At 72.7% G+C, this 17,973-nt stretch carries 13 protein-coding genes and 1 pseudogene; 12 read left to right on the top strand and 2 right to left on the bottom strand.

Annotated elements, in window-relative coordinates:
• Window positions 1-77 precede the first annotated feature (77 nt).
• Window positions 78-605: pseudogene (locus ACFWRO_RS08445) on the bottom strand (TerD family protein); the annotation flags it as partial.
• A 139-nt stretch (window positions 606-744) separates the two neighbouring features.
• Between ACFWRO_RS08445 and ACFWRO_RS08440 the strand changes: the two are divergent.
• The 6 genes from ACFWRO_RS08440 to ACFWRO_RS08415 all read left to right on the top strand — a co-directional run bounded on the left by ACFWRO_RS08440 (window position 745) and on the right by ACFWRO_RS08415 (window position 6,728).
• Window positions 745-1,350 (top strand): YdbC family protein, encoded by a 606-nt coding sequence (locus tag ACFWRO_RS08440; RefSeq protein WP_384506135.1) that lies wholly within the window; start codon window positions 745-747, stop codon window positions 1,348-1,350.
• Window positions 1,351-1,448: 98 nt separating this feature from the next.
• A complete protein-coding gene (locus ACFWRO_RS08435) occupies window positions 1,449-2,108 on the top strand; it encodes a histidine phosphatase family protein (protein ID WP_384506132.1) in 660 nt (219 codons plus the stop codon).
• Window positions 2,109-2,120: 12 nt separating this feature from the next.
• Complete coding sequence (locus ACFWRO_RS08430) at window positions 2,121-3,032, top strand: ADP-ribosylglycohydrolase family protein (RefSeq protein ID WP_384506129.1); 912 nt, start codon at window positions 2,121-2,123, stop codon at window positions 3,030-3,032.
• 179 nt (window positions 3,033-3,211) lie between these two features.
• Window positions 3,212-5,071 (top strand): DUF4153 domain-containing protein, encoded by a 1,860-nt coding sequence (locus tag ACFWRO_RS08425; RefSeq protein ID WP_384506126.1) that lies wholly within the window; start codon window positions 3,212-3,214, stop codon window positions 5,069-5,071.
• 225 nt (window positions 5,072-5,296) lie between these two features.
• Complete coding sequence (locus tag ACFWRO_RS08420; RefSeq protein WP_384506123.1) at window positions 5,297-6,007, top strand: ribonuclease HII; 711 nt, start codon at window positions 5,297-5,299, stop codon at window positions 6,005-6,007.
• A gap of 91 nt (window positions 6,008-6,098) precedes the next feature.
• Complete coding sequence (locus ACFWRO_RS08415; protein ID WP_384506120.1) at window positions 6,099-6,728, top strand: hypothetical protein; 630 nt, start codon at window positions 6,099-6,101, stop codon at window positions 6,726-6,728.
• Window positions 6,729-6,852: 124 nt separating this feature from the next.
• Here ACFWRO_RS08415 and ACFWRO_RS08410 read toward each other — a convergent pair whose 3' ends face one another.
• The gene (locus ACFWRO_RS08410; RefSeq protein WP_384506117.1) at window positions 6,853-7,482 is read right to left on the bottom strand and encodes a hypothetical protein; all 630 of its coding nucleotides are present in this window, start codon (window positions 7,480-7,482) and stop codon (window positions 6,853-6,855) included.
• A gap of 354 nt (window positions 7,483-7,836) precedes the next feature.
• Here ACFWRO_RS08410 and ACFWRO_RS08405 point away from each other — a divergent pair, with 354 nt between their 5' ends.
• The 6 genes from ACFWRO_RS08405 (at window position 7,837) to ACFWRO_RS08380 (ending at window position 17,605) form a co-directional block, all read left to right on the top strand.
• On the top strand, window positions 7,837-9,996 hold the full coding sequence (locus tag ACFWRO_RS08405) for a RecQ family ATP-dependent DNA helicase (RefSeq protein ID WP_384506114.1): 2,160 nt from the start codon (window positions 7,837-7,839) through the stop codon (window positions 9,994-9,996).
• Window positions 9,997-10,211: 215 nt separating this feature from the next.
• The gene (locus tag ACFWRO_RS08400; RefSeq protein ID WP_384506111.1) at window positions 10,212-11,582 is read left to right on the top strand and encodes a DUF4192 domain-containing protein; all 1,371 of its coding nucleotides are present in this window, start codon (window positions 10,212-10,214) and stop codon (window positions 11,580-11,582) included.
• Window positions 11,583-11,697: 115 nt separating this feature from the next.
• Window positions 11,698-13,767 carry a glycogen debranching N-terminal domain-containing protein gene (locus ACFWRO_RS08395; RefSeq protein ID WP_384506108.1) on the top strand — a complete coding sequence of 690 codons (2,070 nt, stop codon included), beginning with the start codon at window positions 11,698-11,700 and terminating at the stop codon, window positions 13,765-13,767.
• Between the two features lie 109 nt (window positions 13,768-13,876).
• Window positions 13,877-14,641: an NUDIX domain-containing protein gene (locus ACFWRO_RS08390; RefSeq protein ID WP_384506105.1), complete on the top strand. Its 765-nt coding sequence runs from the start codon at window positions 13,877-13,879 to the stop codon at window positions 14,639-14,641.
• 119 nt (window positions 14,642-14,760) lie between these two features.
• The gene (locus ACFWRO_RS08385; protein ID WP_384506103.1) at window positions 14,761-16,557 is read left to right on the top strand and encodes an ATP-binding cassette domain-containing protein; all 1,797 of its coding nucleotides are present in this window, start codon (window positions 14,761-14,763) and stop codon (window positions 16,555-16,557) included.
• Window positions 16,558-16,717: 160 nt separating this feature from the next.
• The gene (locus tag ACFWRO_RS08380) at window positions 16,718-17,605 is read left to right on the top strand and encodes a FadR/GntR family transcriptional regulator (RefSeq protein WP_384506100.1); all 888 of its coding nucleotides are present in this window, start codon (window positions 16,718-16,720) and stop codon (window positions 17,603-17,605) included.
• Window positions 17,606-17,973: the final 368 nt, after the last annotated feature.

Raw genomic sequence — 17,973 nt, 5'->3', positions numbered from 1 at the left:
CTGACTGCATTTCCCGCGCGCCCCCCCCCGCGCCCGCCCCACCTTCTCCTTTCCGGGTTGTCTCGGGGGCGCTGTCTGGCGGGCCGCCCCCCCACCCCCGCCGCGAAGGCCCGCGGGTCCAAGTCGAATCCGCGGAGCACGGACCGGTAGGACCAGGACTCCGGTCCGTCTCGGGTGAACTCCACGACCGTCGCCGCGGTGGATCCGGCGACGTCCTCGAAGCCGTGGACGACGAGTTCCCGGTAGCCCTCGGCCACCCGTACACCGGTGTTGACGATGTCGCCGAACGTCAGCCTTCCGGAACCCTGCTGTATGGCCACTCCCACCACCACGCGCGCGTACCGCGGCGCGAGCCGGTTCAGTTCCAGGGTCATGGCCTCGTCGTAGCCGAAGCCCTGGCCCGTACGGCTGTCCCGGCCCAGTGTGATCGTGCCGTCGGGGGAGCGGCTGTCGAAGTGCACCAGGTAGGCGGGCGCACCGTACGGATCGTCCGCCGTGTAGACCCCGGCGATGATGTCCAGATCGTGCGCCGACGCGCCGATCGGACTGGGGTCCCACTTGAGCGTCACCTCGACCTTGCCGACCCCCTTGTTGAGTCCGCTCACCGTGAATTCCCTCTCTGCGTACGACTGGTACCGCGGGCCCGGTCAACTGCCCATGGTCTCCGACCGGTTGTTCATGGTGTCATGCGTACTCACCGCGAGAACGGGGTGGCGGAGGGTGAATGCCCCGTACGATGGCGCCGTGCTGGTCAAGTGGATTCGCTGCACCGTCGTGGACCGTCGGGGGTTCGAACGGGGGCAGCGGAAATGGGCGGGGCTGCTGGGTGAGCCGGGATTCCGGGGCCAGGGCGGAGGGTGGAGCCGGGCGCGGCCCGACATCGCTCACGTCTTCTCGTTCTGGGAGAGCCGCGCCTTCTACGACTCGTTCATGGCCCGCTCGCACGACCGGCTTGCGGCCACGCAGTCCGGCTCGTTCAAGGATCTCCAGGTCAAACTCTTCGACCACCGTTTCGACGTGAAGACGGGCTTCGAGCCCCGCTTCACGGACGCCGACGTCGCGCGCGTGGCGCACTGCCGCGTCCACGAGGACAAGGCCGAACACTTCGCGCTGATGCAGGAGAAGGTGTGGAACCCGGCGATGGCCGGTTCTCCCGGGATGCTGCGCGGGGTGTTCGGCGAGGCGCCGGGGAACGAGTTCGTGGTGCTCTCGATGTGGCGGTCCGCCGCGGAGCACGGCAAGTACCGGGTGGAGCGCGTCGAACGGCTCGGGCTCCGGGCCCAGACCGAGGCCGACGTCGCGGCGCTCAGCGGGGACGTGGTGCAGCTCGAGCCGTCCTGGACGGTCTGAATCACCTGCGCCGGCGTATCGCCGTCCACGTACGCCGGATGGGCTCCGGGTGCCTCCCCGGCTGAGCCCGAGCGGAGCGGGCGATCTAGGGTCGTGGCATGGCAAGACCGCGGCGCATCGTCCTCGTACGGCACGGAGAGTCCGAAGGCAATGCCGACGACACGGTGTACGAGCGGGAGCCCGACCACGCGCTCAGGCTCACCGAGACCGGTCTGCGGCAGGCCCGGGAGACGGGGGAGCAACTGCGCGGCCTCTTCGGGGAGGAGCAGGTCAGCGTCTACGTCTCGCCGTACCGGCGAACGCACCAGACCTTCCGGGAGTTCCGGCTCGACCCCGAGCGGGTCCGGGTGCGGGAGGAGCCGAGGCTGCGGGAGCAGGACTGGGGAAACTGGCAGGACAGGGAGGACGTACGCCTGCAGAAGGCGTACCGGGACGCGTACGGGCACTTCTTCTACCGCTTCGCGCAGGGCGAGTCCGGGGCCGACGTGTACGACCGGGTCGGGTCGTTCCTGGAGAGCCTCTACCGCAGCTTCGAGGCGCCCGACCACCCGCCGAACGTGCTGCTGGTGACCCACGGGCTGACGATGCGGCTGTTCTGCATGCGGTGGTTCCACTGGAGCGTCGCCGAGTTCGAGTCGCTGTCCAACCCGGGCAACGGCGAGACGCGGACGCTGCTGCTCGGCGAGGACGGCAGATACAGCCTGGACCGGCCGTTCGAGCGCTGGCGTACCCCGGAACCGTACGGCCACACCGGATAGAGTGGTGAAGCGATGACCGCTGACTCCACTCTCGACCGGCGCTTCGAACGCGCCCTGGCCAGCCTTCGAGGGCTGGCCGTGGGAGACGCCCTGGGCTCCCAGTTCTTCGTTCCCGTCAACTATCCGCTGCTCAAGCGACGCGAGCTGCCTCCGGGCACCTGGCAATGGACCGACGACACCGAGATGGCCGGCTCGGTCCTGGCCGTGCTCGTGAGCCACGGCCGGATCGACCAGGACGCGCTCGCGCGCGCGTTCGCCGAGCACCACGACTTCGACCGGGGCTACGGCCCCGCCGTCAACAGGATGCTCCGGCTCATCAGGGAGGGCGGTGACTGGCGCGAGCTCGCGGCCGCGCTCTTCAACGGTCAGGGCTCGTGGGGCAACGGGGCCGCGATGCGGATCGCCCCGCTCGGAGCCTGGTACGCGGACGACCCCGAGCAGGCGACCCACCAGGCCGAGATCTCCGCGTACACCACGCACCAGCACCGTGAGGCGGTCGTCGGCGCCATGGCCGTCGCGGCCGCCGCCGCCCTCGTCGCAGATCCCGGAGGTCCGCCCACGCCGACGGACCTCCTGGACGGGGTGATCGCCCTCGTACCGCGCAGCGCGGTCGGCGCGGGGCTGCGCCGCGCCCGCGACATGCTCGACTACGGCGACCCCGGGACGGTCGCGGCGGTCCTGGGCAGTGGGCGGCGCACCAGCGCCCACGACACCGTGCCGTACGCGCTCTGGTCGGCGGCCCGGGCCCTCGGCGACTACGAGCAGGTGTTCTGGACGACCGCCCAGGTCGGCGGCGACGTCGACACCACCTGCGCGATCGCCGGCGGAGTCGTGGCCTCCGGCACGGCCGGCGCGCCGCCCGCCTCCTGGCTGGAGCGGACGGAGGAGCTGCCGGACTGGGTGCCGGCCGCCGTACGCCCCTGATCGGCCCCTCCCCGTACCCCGGGAACGGGCCGGTGAGTGTCACGGTCCTGACACAGCGCCGTCCGGTCGGGTCCGAACGGGCGGACCGCCGTTAGAGTCGGCCGTTCCGCAGCGCTGATCATGTCGAGAGCGCGCAGACACGACACCCGGAACGCAGCCCTCCGCCGGCGAGGCGCCGCATGCGAGCCGGGTCGGGAGGGGGTCCCGTGTCCGACATACCGTCCGATCCACCACCGCAGGACAGAGCTCAGCCCGTCAGCGAGCCCACGCCCACGTCCGAGCCCAAGGCGGAGACCGCTGCCGGGCCCACGGCTGGGACAGTGGCTGAGCCCACAGCGGGGGCAGCGGCCGAGCGCAAGGCGGAGCCCGGTCCCTTGCCACCTGGTCCAGTACCGCCCGGGCCGTACCAACCGCCGTACCCGCCGCCGCACCAGCGGGCCGCGGCGGCCACGGCGTGGCCCGGTGGCCGGCCGCCGCACCCCTGGGCTCCACCCACGCCCCCCGGCGACACCTGGCTCACCCGACTGCGCCCCGCCGCGCCGGCCCAGGTCACCGCCCCGACGCTCTGGGCGGTCCTCGCCACCGCCGTGCTGTGCGCCCTGCTCCTCGACGAGGGAATCGGCCTCAACCTGATGATCGTGGCCGCTCCCGCGGTCCTCGCGGCTGCCTTCGCCGCGCGGGCGGCGGGCCGCCGGCTCCGGCCCTGGACGCTGGTCTGGGCGATCGGGGGGCTCGCCCTTCTCGCGGTCCCAGCGCTGCGGGATGCCGGATGGCCGACCTTCCTCGCGATCGTCACAGCCCTCGGCGTGACGGCCCTCGCCCTACATGGCGGCCGTGGCTGGCCGAGCGTTCTCCTCGCGCCCTTCGGCCTCTTCGACTCCCTCGGTTCCGGAACCGGCTGGATCTGGCGCGGCGTACGCGACCGGGCCGACGGCTCGCGCGGCCGGTGGGGCCCGGTCGTGCGGACCGTCGGAGTGGCCGTCGCCCTGCTCGTCGTCTTCGGCGCGCTGTTCGCCGGCGCCGACGCGGCCTTCGCCGACCTGCTCGGTTCCCTGATGCCCGACGTCTCGCTGGAGCAGGCGCCCTGGCGGCTCTCGTTCTTCCTGCTCGGGCTCTTCGGCGCCATCGCCCTCGCCCGTACCGCCGCCGCGCCCCTGCGCTGGGACCGGATGGTGATCCGCCCCGGCCGGGCCCGCGCGCGGCTGGAGTGGGCCCTTCCGCTCATCGTGCTCAACCTGCTCTTCGCTGTGTTCAACGCGGTCCAACTCGCCGTTCTCTTCGGCGGGTACGACAAAGTCCTCGAAGAGACCGACCTGACCTACTCCGCGTACGCCCGCCAGGGCTTCTGGCAGCTGCTCATGGCCACCCTGCTCACCCTCGTGGTGATCGGTCTCGCCCTGCGCTGGGCGCCGCGCGCGGACGCCCGCGACCGCACGCTCGTCCGCGGCGTCCTCGGCACCCTGTGCGTCCTCACGCTCGTCGTGGTCGCCTCCGCGCTGCGCAGGATGGACCTGTACGTGGACGCGTACGGGCTCACCAGGCTGCGCATCTCCGTGGCCGCCATGGAGATCTGGCTGGGTGTGGTCATTCTGCTGATCATGGCCGCAGGGATCTTCGGCGCGCGGCTGCTGCCCCGCGCGGTGGCCGTCAGCGCGGCCGCGGGCGTACTCGCCTTCGGCCTCGCCTCACCCGACGCCCTCGTCGCCGAACGCAACGTCGAACGGTTCAGCAGCTCCAAGAAGATCGACATTCCCTATCTGGCCAGGCTCTCGGCGGACGCCGTACCCGCCCTCGACCGGCTTCCTGAGCCGCAGCGTTCCTGCGCCCTCCTCGGCATCGAGGTGCGCCTGCGCGGCGACGACGGAGGATGGTACGCCACCAGCTGGTCGGAGGCGAGGGCGCGCACGCTCCTGGCGGAGCGGGGCATCGACCGGAGCCCGGCCGAGTGCGGAGCGGTGAGCAGGGGGGATGACTACGACCCCTACGAGAACGGCGATCGGTCCGGCGACCCGTACGCCGACCCGTACGGGACCCCCTGACCTTCGGAGCGATCCGGACGTCCTGCGCACAGTCGGAATCTCGCCGCGCGCCACCCCGGTTCCTGACCCGCTCGTGAGCGGATGGGGCCGGGGTGCGTGCGTTCCGGATGCCCCGCGATCGATCAGATCAAGCCGTCTCGGACCGGCTTCACATGGCCCGTTCGGACTTCCGAGGGGAATCCGGGTATCGCGGGCGGGGCCCATCGGCGTAATCTGGCTGGCGCCATGCCCTATGAACCACCCACACACACCGTCGAGCGCTCGCTCCGAGCCACCACCGGCGCCAAGATCGTCGCCGGGGTGGACGAGGTCGGACGCGGGGCATGGGCCGGTCCCGTCACGGTCTGCGCGGCCGTCACCGGCCTCCGCCGGGCACCCGAGGGGCTCACCGACTCCAAGCTGATCACCCCCAAGCGCCGTACCGCCCTGGCCGCGGAACTGGAGAAGTGGGTCACCGCCTACGCCCTCGGCCACGCCTCCCCCGAAGAGATCGACGAGCTGGGCATGACCGCCGCGCTCCGGCTGGCCGCCGTGCGCGCGCTGGACGCCCTGCCGGTCCGCCCCGACGCGGTGATACTCGACGGGAAGCACGACTACCTCGGCAGCCCGTGGAAGGTCCGTACGGTGATCAAGGGCGACCAGTCCTGCATCGCCGTGGCGGCGGCCTCCGTCATCGCCAAGGTCCGGCGTGACGCGATGATGGCCGAACTGGAGGGCGAGTCGCAGGGGTGCGCGGGATACGGCTTCGATGCCAACGCGGGCTACCCCTCGCCGGTCCACAAGGCCGCCCTGGAAGAGCGGGGGCCGACGCCCTTCCACCGGCTCTCCTGGTCGTATCTCGACGCGCTGCCCCAGTGGCGGCACCTCAAGAAGATCCGCATCTCCGCCGAGGCGGCCGCACTGGAAAGCGGGGGCCAGCTCGGCTTCGATTTCTGAACTTCCCGGCAGGCTTCGGCCGAGGGCCGGGTCGCACGATTGTGCCCACCCGCCGGAGCCCCGCGCACCGGCGTTTGATAGACATCCACCCATGCCTCTCTTCCCCGAGGAGCCTCAGATTCACGAGAGTGCCCAGGGTCCCCGCGGCACGGCCGCAGGCCACCCCGCGCCGACCCCCCGTCCCGTCCCCGGTCCGCGTTCCGCGGCCTCGCCGCGTCCCGGGCGTCCCGGTCCCGGATCGGCCAGGCCCGGACCGCCGACGCCCCGCCCGCACACCGGTGCCGCGCAGTCCCCGTCGACTCGTCCGGAGAATCGTTCCGAGCAGCGGAGCGGCCCGCAGATCCAGGTGATCCCCGCCCCGGTCGACGGCGCCCTCGACGCCGCCGAAGAGGCCGTCGATCTGCTCCTGGACAGCGGCCGCGCCCCCGGCGACGTCCTCGTGCTCACCACCGGTGAGCAGCACCCGTGGACGGCGCACGAGCTGTCCTTCGGCGAGACCGCCTACTGGGCCCAGCAGGACGCCGGCGACGACGTGTTCTTCGCCGACGCCGGCGCCGTGGAGCGGGCGGTCGCCCGGCCCGTGGTCGTGGTGGCGGTCAACGGTGGAGCCGAGGAGGCAGCCGCCAAGGCGCTGCCCCTGGCGATGGGGCGCGCGACCGCGCTGCTCATCGTCTGTGGCGACCCGCAGCGCATCAACGCCGTGCTCGGCGCGGGTGTCTGACCCGTACGAGGTCTGAGCAGGATCACTTCTCGTGGTCCTGTCCCGGCTGCCCTTCGGGGCGGCCGGGCCGTGGCCCCGCCCCTGCGGCCGGTGTGGTCCGCCTCAGCGGCAGGGGCGGTCCGCCTCAGCGGGCCGCCGTCCGGCGCAATGGTTCGGCGGCACCGCCGGCCGTACGGGGCGTCAGAAGGCCGAGCTCGGACGGGACGTCGCCGAGCGGCGTGGGGCGCGAACCCGAGCCGGGGTACCGGCCGCCGCGCCCCTCGCCCAGCACCTGCCAGCCGCCGCGCGTCAGGGTGATGTACGCGCCACAGCGCAGCCCGTGCAGCGTGCAGGCGTCCCGCAGGCCCCACATCCAGGCGCCGTCCTCCTCCGTCCACCGCTCGTCGCCGTCCCGGCAGTAGAGCAGCACCGCCGTCCGCACGGGTGTCCGGCGGCGCAGGTCGTGCGGGATGACGCGGCGCAGATGGGCGAGGAGCACGTTGCGGAACTCCCAGCCGTCCGCCGGGGCCGGACGACGGGTGAACGACGCGCTGGCGGTGAGCCGTTCCTCGTGGTCGAGTACGGCGACGACCGCCGTCGCCGGGGTCGGACGGTGGCGGGTGTGCAGCCCGCTGACGACCTCACGGGGGTTGCGGAGCAGCGGGATCTCGGCCGCCGCCCACTCCGCCGGCTCCAGCATCCGCGCGAGGCGGCTGGCGGACTCGGTCGACGAGTTGATCGAAGTGGCTGCGGACGGAGCGAATCCGAAGGTCACGGTCCTCCCTTCGGATACGCGCCCGCTGGACGGGCAGGGTCGAGTGAGGGCGCACCACGGCACAGTCCTTCCGGACCGCGTACGGGGCCATGCCGGGCGGGTTCCCAATTCTTGCTGGCCCGTGCGCGAGCGGCAACGAGCAATTGACGCCGCTGACTGGAATGGGTTGGTATGACACTCATATCCCTGCCCAGACACCCACTGTTCACGCTCCGTTTCACACCTGGACGTCAGGCATCAGGGGGAACGCGCCCGGACGGTCCCTGCTGGTGCCCGCGCCGTGGACCGTTCGAGAGTGAGATGTCGCTCCGGGTGAATTGGCCGATTGTCAGTGTCATCAGGTTGCATGGAGGCATGGACAACCTGGAGCTCCGTGCCGAAGCCGACGCCATCCTTGCCGAGCTCGTGGGAGACCCCGGAGGCGCCGCGCGGCTGCGGGAGGACCAGTGGCAGGCGGTGTCGGCCCTGGTGGAGGAGCGTCGGCGCGCGCTGGTGGTGCAGCGCACCGGCTGGGGCAAGTCGGCGGTGTACTTCGTCGCGACGGCTCTGCTGCGCCGCCGCGGGGCCGGTCCGACGGTGATCATCTCGCCGCTGCTGGCGCTGATGCGCAACCAGGTCGATGCGGCGGAGCGGGCCGGTATCCGGGCGCACACCATCAACTCGGCCAACCCGGAGGAGTGGGACTCCATCTACGGGGAGGTCGAGCGGGGCGAGACCGACGTTCTCCTCGTGAGTCCTGAGCGGCTCAACTCCGTCGATTTCCGCGAGCAGGTGCTTCCCAAGCTCGCGGCCACGACCGGTCTGCTGGTGGTCGACGAGGCGCACTGCATCTCCGACTGGGGCCACGACTTCCGCCCCGACTACCGCAGGCTGCGGGCCATGCTCGGAGAGCTCTCCCCGGGCGTGCCGGTCCTGGCCACCACTGCGACCGCCAACGCACGGGTCACCGCGGACGTGGCCGAGCAGCTGGGTACGGGAGCGGGAGAGGCCCTGGTCCTGAGGGGCTCGCTGGAGAGGGAGAGCCTCCGGCTCGGAGTCGTCCAGTTGCCTGACGCCGCCCACCGCCTCGCCTGGCTCGCCGAGCACCTGGACGAGCTGCCGGGCTCCGGGATCATCTACACGCTGACCGTGGCCGCGGCCGAGGAGGCCACGGCCTTTCTGCGGCAGCGCGGCTTCACGGTGGACTCGTACACGGGTCGTACGGAGAACGCCGACCGGCTGCAGGCCGAGGCCGATCTGCAGCAGAACCGGGTGAAGGCGCTGGTGGCGACCTCGGCCCTGGGCATGGGCTTCGACAAGCCCGACCTCGGCTTCGTGATCCACCTCGGCTCGCCGTCCTCGCCGATCGCGTACTACCAGCAGGTGGGCCGTGCCGGACGCGGTGTGGAACACGCGGAGGTGCTGATGCTGCCGGGCAAGGAGGACGAGGCGATCTGGCGCTACTTCGCCGACACGGCCTTCCCACCCGAGGCACAGGTCCGTCAGACGCTCGCGGCCCTCGCGGACGCGGGACGACCGCTGTCCGTGCCGGCCCTGGAGGCGGCGGTGGATCTGCGCCGCACCCGCCTGGAGACGATGCTCAAGGTGCTCGACGTGGACGGGACCGTCAAGCGCGTGAAGGGCGGCTGGGAGAGCACGGGGCAGCCGTGGGTCTACGACACGGAGCGGTACGAGTGGGTGGCGCGGCAGCGCAAGGCCGAGCAGCAGGCCATGCGCGACTACGTGAGCACGACCCAGTGCCGGATGGAGTTTCTGCGTCAGCACCTGGACGACGAGGGTGCGGAGCCGTGCGGCCGGTGCGACAACTGCGCCGGAGCCTGGATCGGCTCCTCCGTCTCGACCGAGGCGCTGACGGGCGCCACGCGAGAGCTGGACCGCCCGGGGGTGGAGGTCGAGCCTCGTCGGATGTGGCCGACCGGTATGCCGGCCCTGGGCATCGACCTCAAGGGGCGTATCCCCGCCGGTGAGCAAGGGTCCACCGGGCGTGCCCTCGGCCGCCTCTCGGACATCGGCTGGGGCAACCGACTGCGCCCCCTGCTGGCCGAGAACGCCCCCGACGGTCCGGTCCCCGACGACGTTCTGAAGGCGGCGGTGGCCGTCCTGGCCGACTGGGCGCGCTCTTCGGGCGGGTGGGCGCCGAACGTCGCGGACGCCTCCGCCCGGCCCGTGGGCGTCGTCGCCGTGCCGTCGCTCCGCCGACCGCAGCTCGTCGGCTCCCTGGCGCAGGGGATCGCATCCATCGGTCGCCTCCCCTACCTCGGCACCTTGACGTACACCGGATCGGGCGGCGCCGAAGCGGCACGCCGCAGCAACTCCGCGCAGCGGCTCAGGGGCCTGTTCGGTGCCTTCACCGTCTCGGAGGAGCTTGCCGCCGCCGTGGCAGGAGCCGCCGGGCCCGTCCTGCTGGTGGACGAATACACCGACTCCGGCTGGACCCTCGCCGTCGCGACCCGCCAGCTCCGCCGGGCCGGCAGCGGTCCGGTTCTCCCGCTGGTTCTCGCGGCTTCGGGGTGAGTGTGGGTATGGCTCCCGCGCGCTCGGTCGCTGAACGGCTTCGATACGCGCCACGTGTCCGGGTGGTCTGTGTGGGTCATGATCCCAGGTAAGCCGATGCCTCGGACATCGCGCGACCGAGCCGCCCGAGCCTGTGGATAACTCCGGGCGGGGTCGGTCGGGGAGTTATCCACAGGGCTTTCGGAGTCGGCGGTCGGCGCGAGACCGTCGTGACCATGAACACGAACCCGCACGAATTCCGTGGAACGACCGAAACCCAGCAGATCACGCTGCGCGGCCCCGCCGAACTGGCCGACGCACTCCCGTTCATGCTCGGCTTCCACCCGAGCGATTCCGTCGTCCTCGTCGCGCTCCATGGTGAGCACGGACGATTCGGCGGCCGGGTCAGGCTCGGCATCCCGCGTTCCGCGAACGAATGGCCCTCGACGGCGGAACACCTCGCCGAGTGCCTCGTCGACGGCTGCGCCCGGCGCGGAACCCGGCCGGACGGCATCGTCGTCTTCCTCTGCCAGGACCCGGCACCCGGTGAGACGGGCCGTCATGTGATGGAGCGGCTGCGCCCGTTCGCCCAGCGCCTGCGCACCGCCTGCGGCGCGCTCGACATTCCCGTCTACGAAGCGCTCTGCATCTCCGACGGCCTGTACTTCTCCTACTGCTGCCCCGACACCCGCTGCTGCCCGCCCGACGGCACGCCCCTCGCGCTGACCGGTACGTCGGTCATGGCGGCCTCCGCCGCGTACGCCGGAATCCAGGTCCGGGGATCCTTGCGGGACATGGAGGCCCGGCTCACGCCCCGCGCGTCGCCCTCGTCCGAGGACGAACGGCAGCGCAAGGCCCTGAACGAGGCCTCCGCCGTGATCGTCCCCAAGATCTTCGACGGTCCGCCCGGCGCGGGCCGTGCCGAGGTCAGGGAGACGACGATCAACCTTGCCCGCGAGGTCCTCCGACGCTTCGACACCCCGGCCTCGCCACCCGTGCCGACCGGGGTGAGTGGTACCGCGACGGCCGAACAGGACGCGGCCGACGACGCGACCATCGACGCCGATGAGGCCGCCGCCCTGATCCTGGGGCTCCAGGATCGGGAGACACGGGACCAGGCCGCCGAATGGATGGAGGGCAGCGAGGGTGCCGCCGCGCTGCGGCTGTGGCGCGTGCTGGCCCGGCGCTGCGTCGCACCGTTCGGCGAGCACGCTGCGGCTCCGCTCACGCTCGCCGGCTGGGTGGCCTGGTCCACCGGGGACGAGCCGGCCGCCCGGGTCGCCCTGGGGCTCGCCCTGGACGCCGACCCCGACTACGTCTTCGCCCGGCTGCTGCACCAGGCCTGCAACGAGGGGCTGGACCCCGAATCCCTGCGGAGCTGCCTGCGGCAGGAGCGCGGGTCGAGGGCGGCGGCCCTGGAACAGCACGCCGCGCACCGTCCCGCGAAGGCGAAGGCGAAGCCGGGGAAGGTCGCGAAGGCCCCGAGGAAGGCTGCGCCGACTGCGGGGACCCGTCCCGGCAAGGACTCCGCCCAGCGATCGCGCGGTGCCGCGACCCGGCCGGCCGGACCGCGCGGCGGACAGCGCGGGACCAGGAGCGGGCGGTGACGCCCGTGACCAGGCCACCCGCAGCGGCGTTCACCTCTGTGGCGGAGCCCGACGACCCGTGCCGCCGAACCCCTATCGGCAGCCCGGATCGCACAGAGAGCACCGCACACCACCCATGGCCTCCCGTCCCGCCCCAGCCCCCGGACTCCCGACAGCCCCCGGACCCCCGGCCGGACAGGCGTCCGCCGGCGGGCTTACGCCTCCTTCCGCCGCTCGACCGGGCGAACCGCCGTCCGTGCACCACGCGCTGCTCTGCGTGGCCCTGCCCGCCCTCGCGATCTCTCCCGATCACGGCCAGCTCACCGGCCACGGCCTCGAAGGGGTCTACGTCTCCGGACGCCGTCTCCTCTCCCGCTCCGTGCTGCGCGTGGCCGGCCGGGAACCTCTCGCCCTGCAAGGCCGCCAGGCCTCGGTGGACCGCGCGGTCTTCCTCTCCGCCGTCCGTACGGCGGGAGACATCGGCCCCGACCCCGGACTCACCGTCGAGCGCTCACGCGACGCCGACGGGACCGAGCGGATCACCCTGCGCAGCTCCGTCGGCAGAGCCCTCCGCCTCCCGGTGGAAATCGCTCTGGGTACGGATCTCGCGGACCTGGGCGCCGTGGCGGCGGGGCGGGCAGGACCCGAAATCGCCGCGAGCGTCCATGGCACGGGGATGCGTTGGACAGCGGGTGACGGACGGTACGCCTCCGTCAGCGCCGACCCGCCGCCGACGGACGCGCTGGCCGCGGCGGGACTCCTTCGGTGGGAGATGGACCTGGCTCCTGGGGCAACCCGGACCATCGAGCTCAGGGTGCGCGCGGACCGCGCGCCCCGACCTTCCGGAGCCGTGGGCACCGGTACGGGCCGACCCAGCGGGGTCGTCCTCGCGGAAGCGCGCGCCGAGGGTGACGATCCCCGGATCGGCGAGCTCCTGCGGGTGGCAGTCGACGACCTGCGGGCGCTCCTGCAGCGAGACCCGGTGCACCCGAGCGACGTCCACCTCGCCGCCGGAGTCCCCTGGCGCTGCGGACCCGTCACCGCCGAGGCGCTCTGGGCGGCGCGCATGGCCCTCCCGCTCGGCACCCGGCTCGCCGTCACGACGCTCAGAGCCCTGGCCCGCACCCAGCTCGACGGGCCAGGGCCGGCGACCGGCCGCATCCAAGGGCCCCTCAGAGACGCCGGTCCGTTTCTCCCTCCGCGCTGCACGGGCATCGAGGCCACGCTCGCCTTCCCCACGGTCCTTGCCGAGGCGAGGCGGTGGGGGCTCCCCGAGCAGGACCTCGTGGAGCTCCTTCCCACCGCGGAACGGTGCCTCCAGTGGCTCAGGGCCGCCGCCGACGCGCAGGGCTTCGTACCGGACCCGGGCCCCGCCGGGCCTTGGCGGGCGGAGACCCAGGCCCATGCCCATCGCGCGGCCTTGCTCGGCGCCGACCTCCTCGACGGCTGCGGCCGGCCCGGGGGTGACGAATGGCGGGAGTGGGCTCGCGCCCTGCGCGAGCGGTTCCGGGCGGTGTTCTGGCTCGACGACAGGTCCGGCGGCAGGCCCGCCGCGGCCCTGATGCCCGGCGGCCGACCGTGGACGCAGCTGGGCGGCTGGGCAGCGCACCTGCTCGACACCGGACTCCTGGGCGGCGGGCGGTACGCACCCGGTCTCCTGGACAAGGCCTCGACCGAACAGCTGGCCCGTCTGCTGGGCACGCCCGCGCTCGACTCCGGATGGGGGCTGCGCAGCCTCGGTGCCAAGGAGCCCGGCCACAACCCCTTCGGGCACCGGGCCGGTGCGGTGCGGGTCCATGAGACGGCGGTGGCCGTCGCGGGGCTCGCCGCGGCGGGGTACGAGAGGGAAGCGGGTTCCTTGCTGAAGGGGCTCGTCGACGCGGCGGAGGCGTTCGGCTACCGGTTGCCCGAGATGTACGGCGGCGGCGTGCGGACGACCGGGGCGATCCCCGTCCCCCATCCGACGGCCTGTCGGCCGGCGGCGGTGGCGGCGGCCGGTGCGGTCCACCTCGTGACGGCCCTCGTCGGGATCCGGCCGGACGCCCCCGGTGGGACGGTCGCCCTGCACCCCGTCCGGTCCGCTCCGCTCGGAGCCGTACAGCTGTCGGGCGTACGGGTCGCCGGGGAGCCGTTCGCCGCGCGAGTGAGCCGGCTGGGCCTCGGGATGGTCGAGGAGGCCGCCGACGGCCTCCAGCTGGGGGGCTGACCGGATGCCGCCCCACAGCACCGGCGCGGTCGCCGAGGAGCGAGAAGAAGTCGACCTCGATGCACGGGAGGGGCGTGTTTATCGTCAGGAAGACGACTATGATCACGGCATGCCTCCCTACGACCCGTCGGCCTTTCCGCCCTTCGCCGTCACTGTCGATCTGGTCGTGCTCACCGTGCGGCGCCACGCCCTGTGCGCCCTGGTGGTACGGCGGGGAGAAGCACCGTTCCAAGGCAGGTGGGCGCTGCCCGGCGGATTCGTCCGGGCCGACGAGGACCTGACCATGGCTGCGGCGCGCGAGCTGGTGGAGGAGACCGGACTCTGCGTCCACGACCCGGGTGCCCCGGCGCCCGTGCCGGCCAACGGCGCCCACCTGGAGCAGCTGGCCACCTACGGCGACCCGGAGCGCGACCCCCGGATGCGGGTGGTCAGCGTCGCCCACCTGGCGCTCTCCCCGGATCTGCCCGCCCCGCGCGCGGGCGGCGACGCGAACAGCGCCCGCTGGGCCCCGGTGGAGGAGCTGCTCGGCAAGGATGGATCCGTCGACGACGGGCAGGCCGAGCCGCTCGCCTTCGACCACGCGCGGATCCTCGGTGACGGCGTGGAGCGGGCCCGCTCGAAGATCGAGTACTCCTCGCTGGCAACGGCCTTCTGCCCGCCGGAGTTCACGGTCGGCGAGCTCCGCAGGGTGTACGAAGCCGTGTGGGGTGTCGCGCTCGACCCGCGCAACTTCCATCGGAAGGTGACCGGTACGCCCGGCTTCCTGGTTCCGGCGGGCGGTACCACGACCCGTCAGGGCGGGCGCCCCGCACAGTTGTTCAGGGCAGGCGGGGCGACGCTGCTCAACCCGCCGATGCTCCGTCCTGAGGTCTGAGCGGATCGCTCAGGGGCGACCCGTGGTCCCAGCTATGCACCAAAAGTCCGAAATGTAGCGTTATCTTGCTTCGATAGCCGCCCTGCCGCGGAGCGGTCTCACCTACCGCGAGAGAAGCGATGCTCCAGGCCATCGGACTCACCAGCAGCCCCCGCCGCGACCTCCCGCCCGCCGTGGACGATCTCACCTTCGACGCACGGCCTGGCCAGGTCACCGCCCTTCTCGGCCCCGCCGGATCCGGGAAGACCACCGCCCTGCGGCTGATGCTCGAACTCGAGCCGGGCCGAGGCGTCACGTACTTCCGTGGCCGCCCCCTGCAGCGCATCGCCCACCCCGCCGGCGAGGTGGGGGTGCTGTTCGGTGACGTTCCCGGACACCCCTCGCGGACCCTGCGCAGCCAGTTGCGGATGCTCAGCGCCGCCGCGGGGGTCCCCGCGTCCAGAGCCGACGAGCTGCTGGAGTTCGTGGGACTCGCCGGCCTGCGCGACCAGCGCATCGGCCGGCTCTCCCGGGGGATGGACCGCCGACTCGGCCTCGCCTCGGCCTTGTTGGGTGACCCGCACACGCTGCTGCTCGACGAGCCCGGCGCCGGGCTCTCCGTACGCGAGCGCACCTGGCTGCACGAACTGCTGCGCGCCCACGCCACCGAGGGCGGCACCGTCCTCTACGCCACCGAGGATCCCAAGGACGCGGCCCGCAACGCCGACCGGATCGTCACCCTCGACAAGGGGCGGCTCGTCGCGGCCCAGGCCGCCGCCGACTTCGCGCACACCCGGCTCCGGCCGCGCGTGGCCGTACGCACACCGCATGCCGCCCGGCTCGCCGCCGCCGTCACCCAGGAGGCGCGCGCCGCGCGCCGCACCGTCGAAGTGATCACCGAGCGCGGCAACCGCCTGTCCGTCTACGGCAGCGACTGCGCCGCTATCGGAGAGACCGCCTTCCGTCACGGAGTCCTCATCCACCGGCTGACCGACGAGGTGGGCGACACCGGCCCTGCCGACACCGGCCCCGTCGAGACAGGCGCCCTGGGCGCCGACGCCCGGGGCGAGGGCCGTCGCGACACCGACACCGAAGTCGATGCCGAGCCCGAGCGGCCCGCTGCCGCCGCGCCGGACCCCGGGCCGGCGGAGCCCCGGCGGCCGGCCCGTTCGCCGCTGCGGCCGCTGCGGTACGAGATCCGCAGGCTGCTCGGCGTTCCGGCGACACCGCTCGTCGTGGCGGCGGTACTCGTCGCCTCCGTTGTGATCTCGCTGCTCCTCGCGCGCAGTGGCCGGACGCCCCTGCCGACGGTGCTCGCCGGTTGGCCCGCCCTCTCGCCGCTGCCCCCCGCCGCGCTCGGGGCGGGGCTGCTCGGCGCCTTCTCGTTCGGCGACGAGTACCGCTACCCGGCGCTCACGACCGGCCGGGGCGTCGTTCCACGCAGGCTGGGGCTGCTGCTCGCCAAGCTCGCGGTCGCGGCCGCCACCGCCCTGGTCATCGCGGTGCTCGTCGTGGTGGCAGACCTGGAGGCGCTCCGCCTCGTGTACGGCGGCGAGTTGATTCCCGTACCGGAAAACTGGCCGACTCTGTGTGCGAGTTGGCTCGGTCTAATTGTCGGATGCGCCTGGGCGGGGGTGCTCGGGGCCGGGGTCTTCCGGGTGGCGGCGGCGGGAGTGGCCGCGGTGCTCGCGGTACCCGTGGTCGTGGCTCCGCTGCTGCGTCACACGACCGCGGGCCCTGCGGGTCGGTCGATCGCCGGACTTCCCGGCCGGCTGAGGGAATTCGTCAGCATGGAGTGGCCGGCGGCGGCCGACCACTGGCTGCTGGGCGCGCTGCGGGTCGTCGCGCAGCCCGTGGGGGTGGCGCTGGCGCTGGCGTTGACCGCGCTCCTCTGCGCGTATGTGATCACCGGCCTTCATCGCAAGGCGCGTTGGTGATCAAGTCCGGATCGAAAGGTTCCGTTTCCTTGGCAACTCTCTTGAGAATGCCCGGCTATGTCCGAATAATCGTCAATTGTGTAGGGGGTGCCGATCACCCTTTCGTGTGCTTTTCACCAAAGACCTCAAGGGGCACGAGGGCCACGCCGACAAAGGATGCGTGAGTACCCTTGCGCACACCATGATGACCGCCGCCCGTCCCGTCGACTCCGGCCTCGGCGCCCCGGGCGATCTCGATCGATACCCGTACGCGGAGGCGCCCGTCGCCGAGCGCGTGGGTCCGCCCTCCTGGGAAGGGGTGGAGACGGACCTCGGCCGGGTTGGTCGTCGCAGCGCCGGCAGCCGTGGCCGCGGACTGCACGGCCAGCTCGTCCAGCAGCTGGGTCAGATGATCGTCTCCGGCGACCTCGGCGCGGACCGCCCGCTCGTTCCGGAGGAGATCGGCCAGCGCTTCGAGGTCTCCCGCACCGTCGTGCGCGAGTCGCTGCGCGTGCTGGAGGCCAAGGGCCTGGTCAGCGCCCGTCCTAACGTCGGCACCCGGGTCAGGCCGGTCAGCGACTGGAACCTGCTGGACCCCGACATCATCGAGTGGCGCGCCTTCGGCCCGCAGCGCGACGACCAGCGCCGCGAGCTGAACGAGCTGCGGTGGACGATCGAGCCCCTCGCCGCGCGTCTCGCCGCGGGTCACGGCCGTGAGGACGTCCAGCAGCGGCTCTCCGACATGGTCGAGATCATGGGCCACGCCTATGCCCAGGGGGACGGCATCACCTTCTCCCGAGCCGACGCCGAGTTCCACTCCCTGCTCATCCAGCTCGCCGGGAACCGCATGCTGGAGCACCTCTCCGGCATCGTCTCCGCCGCGCTCCAGGTCTCCGGCGGCCCGGTCACCGGCTGTGACCGCCCGGGTGAGGTCAGCCTGGCGCACCACGCGCGCATCGCCGACTGCCTCGCGACGGGCGACGCCCAGGGGGCCGAGACGGCCATGCGGCAATTGCTCACGGTCCACCCGGAGGTGGAGCGCGTCGTGCCCGCTCCGCGCGAGCACTGACCCGCGGGCCGTGGCCGGGCGCGCGAGGCGTACGCGTCACGTGCCGCCGGAGCCGTGCGGAACCCGGGAATCATGGTTGAGACCCGGGGTCGCGGGGGCTCCGGTGGCGCGAATGTGCGACGAACGCCCGTTCTGGCCGCTTTCGTCGCACATGGGGTGTGACTCGGGCCACGCGGATTGGGCGTAACACTCCTCGAAGCCGTGCGATGACTTAAGAGGTGACAGCCGAGGAAGGAATACAGCAGCCGTCTCAGGCGCTGTGCAGTTCCCCGGTCCAGCCCGCGCCGTCGGCACATTCCCCGTCGACGGTCGTCGGCTCCAGCCCGATCCTGGGCGGGGCCGGAAGCCGTTTTCCATCGTTCCGAGAG

This window comes from Streptomyces sp. NPDC058579, assembly GCF_042718575.1.
GTDB lineage: Bacteria > Actinomycetota > Actinomycetes > Streptomycetales > Streptomycetaceae > Streptomyces.
The sequence above is the reverse complement of the archived record's forward strand: the minus strand, read 5'-3'. Positions and strand labels throughout refer to the sequence as shown.